Origin of the sequence: Williamwhitmania taraxaci, assembly GCF_900096565.1 — a bacterium.
Taxonomy (GTDB): Bacteria; Bacteroidota; Bacteroidia; order Bacteroidales; family Williamwhitmaniaceae; genus Williamwhitmania; species Williamwhitmania taraxaci.
In genome coordinates this window covers 48,328-60,218 of record NZ_FMYP01000001.1, presented here as the reverse complement: position 1 = coordinate 60,218, position 11,891 = coordinate 48,328, and the positions used below count along the sequence as shown (strand labels likewise).

The 11,891-nt window shown below is 36.6% G+C and carries 12 protein-coding genes; all 12 read right to left on the bottom strand.

Features of this window, described 5'->3' with window-relative positions:
• Nucleotides 1–9 precede the first annotated feature (9 nt).
• The 12 genes from BLS65_RS00275 to BLS65_RS00220 all read right to left on the bottom strand — a co-directional run bounded on the left by BLS65_RS00275 (nucleotide 10) and on the right by BLS65_RS00220 (nucleotide 11,890).
• Nucleotides 10–321 (bottom strand): nucleotidyltransferase family protein, encoded by a 312-nt coding sequence (locus BLS65_RS00275; protein ID WP_092434001.1) that lies wholly within the window; start codon nucleotides 319–321, stop codon nucleotides 10–12.
• 10 nt (nucleotides 322–331) lie between these two features.
• On the bottom strand, nucleotides 332–751 hold the full coding sequence (locus BLS65_RS00270; protein ID WP_092433998.1) for a nucleotidyltransferase substrate binding protein: 420 nt from the start codon (nucleotides 749–751) through the stop codon (nucleotides 332–334).
• A 704-nt stretch (nucleotides 752–1,455) separates the two neighbouring features.
• On the bottom strand, nucleotides 1,456–2,358 hold the full coding sequence (locus BLS65_RS00265; RefSeq protein ID WP_092433995.1) for a polysaccharide deacetylase family protein: 903 nt from the start codon (nucleotides 2,356–2,358) through the stop codon (nucleotides 1,456–1,458).
• A gap of 22 nt (nucleotides 2,359–2,380) precedes the next feature.
• The gene (locus BLS65_RS00260; protein ID WP_092433993.1) at nucleotides 2,381–3,469 is read right to left on the bottom strand and encodes a DUF354 domain-containing protein; all 1,089 of its coding nucleotides are present in this window, start codon (nucleotides 3,467–3,469) and stop codon (nucleotides 2,381–2,383) included.
• 8 nt (nucleotides 3,470–3,477) lie between these two features.
• On the bottom strand, nucleotides 3,478–4,290 hold the full coding sequence (locus BLS65_RS00255) for a phosphatidylserine decarboxylase (protein ID WP_092433990.1): 813 nt from the start codon (nucleotides 4,288–4,290) through the stop codon (nucleotides 3,478–3,480).
• A gap of 26 nt (nucleotides 4,291–4,316) precedes the next feature.
• Nucleotides 4,317–5,471 (bottom strand): carboxylate--amine ligase, encoded by a 1,155-nt coding sequence (locus BLS65_RS00250; protein ID WP_092433987.1) that lies wholly within the window; start codon nucleotides 5,469–5,471, stop codon nucleotides 4,317–4,319.
• A gap of 7 nt (nucleotides 5,472–5,478) precedes the next feature.
• On the bottom strand, nucleotides 5,479–6,558 hold the full coding sequence (locus BLS65_RS00245; RefSeq protein WP_092433985.1) for a GNAT family N-acetyltransferase: 1,080 nt from the start codon (nucleotides 6,556–6,558) through the stop codon (nucleotides 5,479–5,481).
• Nucleotides 6,559–6,595: 37 nt separating this feature from the next.
• Nucleotides 6,596–7,438 carry a polysaccharide deacetylase family protein gene (locus BLS65_RS00240; RefSeq protein WP_092433982.1) on the bottom strand — a complete coding sequence of 281 codons (843 nt, stop codon included), beginning with the start codon at nucleotides 7,436–7,438 and terminating at the stop codon, nucleotides 6,596–6,598.
• A 2-nt stretch (nucleotides 7,439–7,440) separates the two neighbouring features.
• The gene (locus tag BLS65_RS00235; RefSeq protein ID WP_092433981.1) at nucleotides 7,441–8,370 is read right to left on the bottom strand and encodes a glycosyltransferase family 4 protein; all 930 of its coding nucleotides are present in this window, start codon (nucleotides 8,368–8,370) and stop codon (nucleotides 7,441–7,443) included.
• Nucleotides 8,371–8,454: 84 nt separating this feature from the next.
• Nucleotides 8,455–9,489, bottom strand: a complete 1,035-nt coding sequence (locus BLS65_RS00230; RefSeq protein WP_092433978.1) for an ATP-grasp domain-containing protein — start codon at nucleotides 9,487–9,489, stop codon at nucleotides 8,455–8,457.
• A gap of 29 nt (nucleotides 9,490–9,518) precedes the next feature.
• Nucleotides 9,519–9,908 carry an acyltransferase gene (locus BLS65_RS18980; protein ID WP_394331444.1) on the bottom strand — a complete coding sequence of 130 codons (390 nt, stop codon included), beginning with the start codon at nucleotides 9,906–9,908 and terminating at the stop codon, nucleotides 9,519–9,521.
• Between the two features lie 209 nt (nucleotides 9,909–10,117).
• Nucleotides 10,118–11,890: an asparagine synthase-related protein gene (locus BLS65_RS00220; protein ID WP_092433974.1), complete on the bottom strand. Its 1,773-nt coding sequence runs from the start codon at nucleotides 11,888–11,890 to the stop codon at nucleotides 10,118–10,120.
• Nucleotide 11,891 lies beyond the last annotated feature (1 nt).

The window sequence follows — 11,891 nt, the reverse complement described above, 5'->3', positions numbered from 1 at the left end:
TCTTCAATTTCAAAGATTCTCCTTTTTCATCAGAACCACACCATGGGTATCAATTTCACTGATAAGATTATGGTCGGTTATTCGTTCGTATATAACCACATCGAACTTGTAAGGAGTATTAAGATTCTCTAGGGCAAGATTGAGGTTGAGCAACACTTCTAAATTCAAATTGACGCCCTTAATGGCAAAATCGAAATCGGACCCCGGCCTATTAGTGTGCCTCGCTCGAGAGCCAAACAGTATGAGTTCGCGAACATGCGTGTCCTGCACAAAAACAGAGACAATAGCGGCAAGTAAACTATCGGAAATTCCCCACGGCATAGTAATAGCTTTAGCTGAAGAGCTGGCTCGAAGAGGAGGTTTCCTCTTTCGTAAGTCTGGCAAATAAACTACGGAAAAGTTGAATGTATTCCGCTTTAATCAGGGTTGCTATTTCGGCGGCAGTATCCTCATTATAGGTGTGGCTGGTCAAATTTCGGCTACGCTGCATGCGCATCCATCCTTCCCCATCGGCAATGTATCCATCCTGAAAACTCTGCTCAATAGTAGGCCTTGGGCCTGCAATATCGGGGTAGCCTTGCTCGCGTAGGAAATCCTGTAGGGTTTTCCATGCCAGCGCAAATGTGTATTCGAAAGCCTTAATAAGCCCCTGCTCTTCCATGCTGTTCAACTCACCCTTGCTAATGAAGAGCTCCATCTGACTAAGCGCTTTGCTGTAATTTCGAAAGCGCTGCTCCCACCGTTTTTCCATTTGTTTGTCGCTTTTACTTTTCAAAAGTAAGGAAAATTGTGGTGTATTGTATTAATGCTCCAGTGAGCAACTTCTGATTCCCTACTCTCAGCCAAAATCACCACAGATTTACACAGAGAAATTTTTATTATAGACGAGCGACTTCCGACTTTTAACTCTCAGCCTCAATTACCACAGATTCGCACAGATTTACACAGAGAAATTTAGGATACAGACTGTATTCGAGCAACTTCAATTTACACAGAGTTACACAGCGAAATTTTTATTATAGACGAGCAACTTCCGACTTTTAACTCTCAGCCACTAATACCACAGATTCGCACAGATTTACACAGAGTAGTTTAGACTGAAGACGAGCAACTTCCGATTGCTGTATTCTGTCTTTTAACTTTCAACCTTTAACTTAACCCCTTTACACAGAGTAACACAGTGAAATGTAGACTGAAAAAAAGTGAATGGTGAATGTCGGAGTGCAACGGAGATCCCGTGACAACGGGCGGGGTCGGAGTGCAACGGAGATCCCGTGACAACGGGGTCGGTGAGCAACGACGATCCCGATTTATCGGGGGTGAACAGAAGTCGGAAAAGGGTGAGTTGTATGAGTGCAGCGGAGATCCCGCGCTAGCGTAAACACATTGAATAATTGTCTCATTGGCACATTGTCTTATTGGCATATTATCAAATCACCAAATTTTCAAATTGTATTATCTCATTCTTATCATCGCCCACTTCACCACATTCTTTATATTCTGCAACACCAGTTCCTTGGCCCATGGAATTGCGGCATTGCTCCACCGCTGTGGGTGAACCGTTATCATGATTTGGTTGGGTAACCTGCCACTCTTTGCTGCATTTATAATATCGGTAGTGGTTTTGAAAATCAGTCCTTCCCTAGCCCATCGCGCCTGTTGCGGCATCTTATCGCGCACAGAGACCTTATATCCATTCCATCGCCTACCAGTATCGGTTAGGTAGAAAACCTTATCAAAGTCGATATCAAAGTAAGGTTCGCCGATAACCCCAAGTGCTTTGTAATCAAATTTTCTCCAAATATCCTTATTGTCGTATGCCGATTGAGGGCTACCATGCATGCAAATTGTCGTTACAGGAACAAGCCCTCTAATCAACTCCAACTTCTCGCAGAACTCCTCATACGCCGCATCTATATGCCTATCAATATCTGCTTCTCTATTGTCTTTCCTGTCCTTTAACCCCGATAAATCGGGATCTTCGCTGCACTTCGACCTCTCATTTTTAACCTCGAACCCCTTTTCCTTTAACTTATCCCCTTTAACTTTTAACCTAGCAGAATCCATCGTCTCATAATGATACCCCACCTCATGCCCCAAGCGAGCAATCTCCCTGATAATTTCCACGCTGTAGCTGCAGGGAACCGTTCGGAAGTAGTAAGAACCTCTTATACCCAAAGAAGCCTCAAGTTGGGCAGTTTTCAGGGAGTTCTCTGGTAATTTATCAACATCGTGTCGAAGCATAATTACCTTCGGATTAGGGTTTTCGATAAATGCGAAAAAGGGTTGAAAAGAAAAACCCTGAGCAAGCAGGGTTTTAAGCATTTTAGTATATTGAATAATTGTAAAATCTCTCATAAGGATTCATCTCTAGTATTTATTAAAACCGATTTGCATAATCGCCATTCTCCTTTAGCACATTAGCACTATTAGGCCATTTCTCAATAAACCAAGTTAAGAATTCAGTTGGATCAATACTCTCGTCTAAGAATTGACGACGCTTAATCTCCCAACTCTTCTTTAAATCCGGATTAGCAAGGAGATCTTTCATTTTTTGAATCATCTGCTCAAACTCATCGGGTTGGAATGCATAACATAGATTATATTGAGTCTCCAACATGTTAGGAACAGAGAGTTTATGCGCAAAACTATTACACTTTAAGGCAGGTGTGCCAAGGATTGCGGCTTCCGATGTCATTGTTTGGCTATCTCCAACATAAAGCGTGGCGTAGTATAAAAGATGATGTATCTGTTCTGGTGAGATTTTAAGTGCATACTCAGCTAACTCAGGTTCTATTTCACGCTCAGTTGTAATGAGAACTCGGCCAAATGGTTTCAACGTTTCTACAATTTGAAGTTTCTGCGCCGTAGTCAACCCCATTTGACCCAAGTCATGGTATGCTTTCACAGCAACAAACCTTAGCACAAAGAATTTATCACTCTGATTAATACCAAGTTCCTCCAACACATGAGGATCAGGGCTAAAATAGTTTGGGTGCAGATAAAACAACTCATGAGTTCCCTTATAGGTAACATCCTTAATACGAAGCCTATCATGCTTCAGTGCAGCAGGCGAGAGAATGGAGTGTGCAAAAGGATGTGCCAACTTTGAAAAAAGAACAACCGCATTCGCATCATCATCATCCAATACAATTGAACACATACGCGTTATCCTCGAAACATGCGTGATGGTAATTGATGAACCAATTGCTATATCGATTTTCTCTCGTCTTACAATATGATAAAGGTTGAAGTTGTATTTGAGTTGAGTAAGTCCCTTTAGTAAAATATGATCAAATTTCTTACCGAGTGAAACATACGGTATTTCATACTTATTTAGCAGGTCAATTGCGCTTGGAATCTCTTTGACAGTTACTATTACTTTATGACCATTTGCTTTTAACTTGCTAATGGCGTATCGATAAAGATGCACATGTGCTGGGTGTCCTATATCAAAAAGTATATTCATAATTGTCTCTAGTCAACTAACAATTTACCAATTACAGTAGATCCAGCGTGAACCTGTTCACCCTCTCTTACTAATATCTCACAATTACGTGGAATGATAAGATCGGCTTGCGAACCCCATCTAATCTTACCAAATATTTGGCCTCGCTCCATCTTTTCACCCTCTTTCGACATCACAATACACCTATTCACACCGCGAGCCGCAATTTGGACAACACCGGCCATAACACCATCCGCTCGTTTAAAAACGGTAGTATTCCGCTCGTTAGTCAAAGTAGACTCAGGTGTATTTAGCCCAATAGATGTGCCTTCTGTATGTTTTACTAAAACAACTTCACCATCGATTGGGGCTCTGTTATAGTGAACATCAAAAAGGGTCATTGCAATTCCAATGAGATAACACGGTTGCTCGAGTATATCAGTTTTAGTGATCTCCTTAATATTTGCAATTCGCTTCTTTTTAACCGTAACAGGAATTTGATTGGCTTCCAGTTCCTTTATATAAATTATCCGACCATCCGCCGGTGATACAATATCATTGGCTCCGCCTGGAATAATTCTGGTGGGATTCCTAAAAAAACGATATAGAAAAAGAAGAATAAATAAAATTAAAACCACAGTTCCACTAACAAATGGAACAATCATCCAAAATGGTATATCAATCAAAAAATATATTCCAAGCGTTATTAGCGACGACACAATCCCTAATATAATATTATCAGTATATAAATACTTCTTGTTAAACCCACCCTTTGCCACCCAGAAGATAAACATTGAGGTTGAGAGTAGTATCGTTGTTAAAACAATTACCAATTCCTTCATAGCTGTGAATGTTTAATAATAAAAAACTAACTCCTTTTTATTGCAATATACACGGCAAGCATAAAAAACATTATGCTCGGTTTTAAATCCTTAAAAGAGAAAAAGGCATCTACCCTTTTCGCCTTAAAACTGCGAAGATAAGTTTTTATGCTCAGTTTGCCTTTAGCCATTGCTGAAAAACTAAATACTGTATCGGTGATGTAGTTTACCCAACCTATACCAACAGCATATTTCTTTGGATATTCAACCTCTAAATTATTAACAAATCGATATAGAATTGTAGCATAATCAACACCGCAAGCCTTGGCCAATCCAACCCAAAGCCAGGTTCGTGCATTAATCTCAATCAATTTATACCGGTTATCACGAGGATCCAATAAATATTCGACTTCACAAACACCCGAATAGTTAAGAGCACCTAACAGTGATTTGCTAATTTCAAGCAGAGGCTCGCATTCAACACTTGTTGCATAGGTTGCGGTACCAAATCGAATGGGATGCTCTCGTAACTTCTCTCCTATCCAAAATGTTTTTATTTCTCCTTTTATACAAAATGCAGTAAATGATAGTGTCTTATTCTTGCCGTCGAAAGGAATGAATTCTTGGGTAAATGTATTCTCAATAGGGAATACCAACTCTATTTGCTTTAATTGAGCAGCAAGTTCCGCCTCTGTATTTGCAAAAAAGACCTTGCGCCCTGTTGCCTTATAAAAAGAGAGGCCCTGACGTCCTTTTGTAATCACCGGAAAAACGAGTTGGTCAACTTTGCTTTGCGAAGTTTGTAAATATGCAGTTCTGGGTATCTCTACACCACATGATACCGCAACATCGAGCAATTTTGATTTGTCGTATATATTTTCGACAACCGAAAGTTCTGGTGTAACAATCTTAAAAACAGAAGAAAGCAAATCCCTGTTTTTTGCAATTGACCAAACGGCATGATCATTAGATGGCAGCAGCAGCCAATCATCTAGATTCTCCTTTGCCGCTAGTTCCAATAAAAACGGAACAAAATCATCGCTATTATAGTTAGGACACTTGAAGTAACCTTTACAATACTTAGAATACCTAGCCAAGCAGTTATTCTTATCGATTACAATCACAGGAATGCCTTGCTCTCCAAGAGCTCGTGTATTAGACAATCCTTGAACATGACCTTCGATAATGATTACACCATTCATATATACGCTAGTTGCCCTCGTTCCATAAGTTAGTAATATACCAATTCTTTAAGTCGAATTTTTTAGAATTCTCAACATTATTAAGAATTTTTAAAACAAATCCATTCGGCCCCTTAATTCTAAAAAATCCATAACGGAAGAGTAGTTCAAATACCAAATTATTTTGATCGTTTAACTTATTTCCGCTATATATTACGAATTCTGCTTTTGATTTAGTAAGATAATTCATGAGAGAACTTATCAGGGAACGGCCATCCTCCTTTGTGAGAAAATTAAAATCTAATACCTCCGTATAATCCTTGTTTTTCTCAACCATCAAGTATCCTCTTAAACTATCTTGGTTATAGGCATAATAGCACTCAATTTCATTAGGAGAGTTATTGATTCTCCAATCTAGAAAACTTGAATCCATATGGATATGAATTAGATCCGGGCAATTTTGTCGTAAAAGAGCAAAGAAATCAATAATATCATTTTTACGCCTAAGATGACTTACGATTTTAACATTTTGACTCACCTTGAGAAAACAAGTATAATAACTTAAAGATAACCTAGCATATAAAGATAATACGACTGCTCCAATTCGATAGATTATACCTTTAAAAAATGGCATTGTATCAACCTTAGATAACTTAATTGCTTTACTATAACTAATTGGGAATATTGCTCTTTCTATAATTCTATCAAAAGAGAATCCAACATACTTAAACGGTCCAATAGCCTTAGTAAATCCCCAAAGACAAGTAATTTCTACCTTGCGATATTCGTCAAAAGCATAATCATAGAATGCTGTAAATACTCCTTTTTTCCTAAACTCAGTCTCGATTAATAGGGACTCATTTTTCCCAGTAATTTGCCTTTCTCCATTAATGATTAAATTGATAGCCATTGCACCTTGAGTTGCAATCACCCTTTTGTTTACTTTTCCAACAACTAAAACAGATTGATTAGGATTGAAATCCCCATACTGCCACTGCCATACATATTTAGACCTTATGTCACCAAAATAAGATAAATGAAAATTGTATATTTCTTCAGAATCTTCAGGTTGTGCATGTAAATACTCTATTCCGCTTTGTGTTTCCATACAAAAATTGATTACAAGTGTAATTAATCTAATTAAGTTAAGAATTCATTGCAGATATCTCTTTATAATAATCTTCTAAAGTGTAAAACTTAGCACTGCGATTAATGCAAGTTTCTATAATTCGTATGTAATTATCCTTATAGTGAGGAAAATCAAGTTCACTAAAATTGTTGGTATGCCAATTAATAACTAGAATCGATTCATTTTTAATGGACAGTTCAATCAGATTATTTAACTGCTCCCAACGATCTAGTGTTGAGGCAAAACAACTATCCATTACCGCAAAGGGAATTACATAAAACGAATTATTAAAAGGTGTAAAAGGTTTTATTCGATTCTCCCTAAAACCAATTCCGTCACCCAACCCCCATGTAGAATCGTATTTGAAACCAACTTCAGATTGCATTTGCCATGTAGAATCATCTAAATTGATATAGTGTTGGCGTATTCCAATTATTTCGTGCCCAACAATATCCTCAAGAACTCCCTTTTCATGGGCCAACAGTTTTGAATTATTATAGGAGTGATATGAACCGTGTACGCCAACCTCCCATCCATTCGAATCGAGCCATTTAATCATATTTGTAATACGCTTCTCATTTATCTTATATCGGCCCAACGATAATTTCCATGAAGATGGTTTCCAAATGTCCAATCTCATAGATTCATTTAAGAGAAAAAATGTGGATTTTACTCCAAAGTCCGACTCTATTTTAATTACCTCATCAAATCCCCAATACTGATCGCTCCTTCCTATATCCCGAAGTTGATTGAAAACACCCTTTATGTTTAGTTTAGCCAAGGATCGGCCAATACGTGTAATATATTGATGTGACTTTCTTATACGATCAACATCATGAGATAGTGCAACTCGCAACATGGTTATGACTTTAATACTGATTTATAAACTAAGACTAACCTCTCGGCAATAGCACAACTATTCAAGTGTTTAATATGCTCCCTACCATCAGTCTTCTTCCCGAAAAGTATGGCTTCTTTAATTTTCTTAGAAAAGTCAGCTGAGTGTCCATTTGCTATGAAACACCCTGCTGCTGTTGATATATTTTCCCGAACATCACCAACATCGGTAGACACAATAGGTGTACAACATGCCATTCCCTCTTTTACAATATTTACAGATCCTTCATACAAAGAAGGAAGAACCAAAACATCAGCAGCATTGAGATAATAGGGTACCATTTTGTGCGAAACCGGATATATTTCATGCAAAACAACCGAATGATCATGTAATAAACTTACAGCATCGCGAGCTAAACCAACATTCTTTTCCTTACGTGTGGAATCGGCCAAGAAAAGAATATTTATTTTGTCTGCAGAAAACCCAACTGCTGCTAATGCTTCATTTTTAGGCAAGATAGAAAAATGATCAAAATCAACACCATTGGGTAGAACTGTAATTCTCTCACTATTAAACCGAATTTTCATCCTTTCGGTTTTTACAATTACTTTCGACCAACAATACCGTGAGAATATTTTAATAAAAAATAACATTAATCCTTTTCGTTCTGTATCACTACCCATAAGTGATACAACTAACTTTCTACCTGGAATTGCAAGTGTTGTAAAAATGCTCGTAATGGAATAATGTGCGTGTATTATATCATACCTATTAGTTTTTAGCAAGCGACGTAAGCCTACAACTAATTGAACATACCCAACAACGCCCTTTCCTACAAGATAATAATCAACCTGATGACCATTTTTGACTAAAGAATCCCCTTGGTTCTTAACTATTGGGCTAATATTCTGATCAAAACCAACTTTACTTCGACAAATAAAGAGAATATGCATAGATGAATTTAAAATCGTTGCAGGTGACAAAATATTTTTACCGAACTGCTTTCGGTAAATCTATACTCAAATTGCCTAGCATTATTATTCCAACGGAAGCTTTGATACAAACGCACTAATGCTCCGGGCATACTCCCTTTCCAAAATTGAACGTTCCTCACAAATCCCCCATTCATTATCCCTTCTCATAAAATAGAACTCAGATTTCTCGATGGTATAGGTTCCAAAATATAAGGCTTGAAATTCAATCAGGTAATAGCCACTCCCATCGAAGGCAACATCGATTGAAAGATTAGGAACATTAAATGATTCATAAACCGTTTTTGCAAAAGAGAGTAATCCTTCCGGAAGTTCCTTTACATAGGATAACCTACCTCCCCCGCTAGCCCTAAAGTCATTTTCCCTATTCTTTCGGTTTAATGGATAATACTTATCACCATAGATGAGTATCTTCCAATCCCCATCAAGCCCCTCAACCATATTTTGAACAATAAATTTCTTCCTGTATTTTGAGTCAACAATATATCCTTTATGCTTAAATTTTCTTAACCAATCTTTTATCTCCCCAACGTGAAAGGGTGCTCTGCTAATTGTTTTAGAGTGATCATAAATTTCATGAAAAGAAGCCCCTCTAGAAACCCCTTTACTCATTGCTCCCATCGCTGGTTTTATAACACAATTGAGGTTATTGAGTGCATCCTCGCTTCGTTGTAGATCCTCTAACGTTCCAAAATAGCGTGACTTAATGTTTTTTACACTTTCGTGCCCCATTGTATCGCGCAATATTTCCATAAAAAGTTTATTGTTGTGCGCTTTAAGGTATATATAATCAGGAACTACAATTGCTCCGGCCAGTTTCAACCCTAGCACCATATCCTCAATATAGGTCTTATAAAAACCATCTTGATCTTCCGATGAGCTGTATAAGAAAACTTTACCCTTAAGCTTCTCGTCTCGAAAATCTATCTCCGAAAATGTCGTAAAACAAACAGCATAGCCTTGCTCCATAAAGTAGTGCTGCAATAAATCTTTATCAAATCCACTGCGGTATGGAACAGCTGTATATTTGGTCTCGAACCTTTTTTTATAGTCTAGGATGATATTAATCGCATTCATCATTTATTTTTGTAAAAAATAGTTTACTGATTTTACTCAAAACTCTTAATTATCTGGAGCGGATTACCTCCAGCAACAACCATTGGTGGAACATCTTTATGAACAACACTATTTGCAGATATTACACTACCGTGACCGATTGTAACCCCTGGCAATACGACAACATTTGTACCTAACCAAACATTATCTTCAATAATAATAGCGTGAGAATTGCCGATTGTATTTACTCTATTGGCTGTATCCGGAAAAGATAAACTATGACCATTACCGTCGATTATCTGACAGTTTGCAGCAATTAAACAATTCTTACCAATTACTATTTTTTTGTAAGCATGTATACATGATCCATGTATTCTCGAATTTGATCCAATATAAACCTCTGCTCCGGATCTGTCTATTAAAATCTTGCACGGAGAATGCATATTTAAGTGGTAGCGGAAATTATCTGAATTCAAGATCACATTGTCCCCGATATAAAGTGAAGATCCTTCAGTAACATATATTGATGGCTTCTTGAAAAAACGGACTTGATTACCTATTTTCACATTCTTGGTTGATCCATACCAACAAACAAATAGTTTGCTTTTAATGGCAATTATTGCATTTCGAGTTCTAGTAAACAACAAAGTAATCATACTATTATTTTATTTGTATACCTGCTAAAAATATAATGAAGGGTTAGAAGTTGAATCAATCGCTGGTCTTGGAATCGAGAAGTTCTCCCATTTTCCATGTCAGTAATCTGCCTTAGGATTTCATCCTTATCAAATATATTCAAGTCTAATACAGAAGATGAAATCAGTCTCTCTTTAACCAGACCTTTAATGCTTGGCATGTAGCTCACTAGAGGCTTTTTGACAGGTTTCTTCGGTAGAAAATGGCGAGTGAAATAATTCAGAAATGGCTTTGGGAAATTGTACCAATGAAGAAAATCTTTCAAATTATATCCTCGATCCATCGGCGTGTTTAAAACGGAAGGGCTAATATTTCTAACTAAAAGAGGATACAATCTCCTTGACATAAAATGAGAAAACGGCTCTTTTGAGAATGGCTTCTTCTTCAAAAAACTGAACTTCGAATTCAATAGTTTTATTACAAAACTTAAATCTACTAGTGGATTAATAAGATTATGCTTATAAAAAAGAACGCAAAAAACAGGACCAAAAAACTTTGCATAAGTTTCCTTCAATAAGAACAATGCAATGTTCAAGTTTTCAACATTGGATTCACCTTTCCTATAACATGAAAGCGATTGAGTATACTCATTAATATTATTCATGAACAGATCACGGTCTACAAACCCAACCTCCTCAATATTAATCATTAAACCAGAAATTAACTCTTGACCATTTTTACATAAAGTTAATAGCGATGCGACTCGAGTTGTAATTAACTCAGAAATTAAAACTGGGCCAACAATCAATTCTCCTCCCATCTTACCTGTTACAATATTTGAGGGAGGAAATATATCACGTACCATTTGGTAATACATTAGAGTATCAAGCATTGGAGCATTAGGATAATCACGTATAAATTGTTTTATGTTTTTTTCTATATCACACAAGTATTCTTCAGACAAACTAATATGCCTATGCTTAATACTGTATTCTTTGGCAATTGACATTGCAGTTACACAATCAGGGCTACTTTTATCGCCAAAAGTATATGCACTAAATTCATGATCGTTATGCAGTAAAAGGGACAATATGATCTTTGAATCAAAACCACCCGTTAATGGCAGTTGAATAGGTAAACTTAATTCAATATTATCACGAACATGATCACTTAAATTAGCGCACATATCTTCAATTGTAACAAGGGGATGTGCTTGCTTGATCAGATCAGCCACATTTAAAACTACAGAAATACATAGTCCACTTTTATCTTTAAATATTTTTGAGCCACCCTCTAAGTGAACTATTTCGTTGAAGAGTGTACGTGATTTTAAGGTATAGTTAAATAATAAATAGTCATATACACCATTATTATTTATAGTTAAAGAGTTTTGCATTAAAGCCAACTCATCAAAATCATTCGATATGGATATTTTGTCATTATTGTTACTATAATACAAAGGGTATAAACCATATATATCATTATAAAGAACTATACTCTTGTCTTGTTTATTGCAAACGGAAAGAAAACCCCATTGCAATAGTTTCAAAGATTCAATTATTTGTAATTCAGATTGAAAAAAAATAGAATCTTTCAATTTTAGTAAACTCAAAAAACCATAGTTGCAATGCGCTAAAACTAAGATATTGGCATTTTCATAAATAAATATTTTCCCTTCAACACTTTTATTGTAAGCAATATTAAAGCCAACAGTTTCTAACAAACTAAATTTACCATCACTATTTTGTACAGGTAAATCAGTTGAAATAATTATTGTGGGATAATTCATA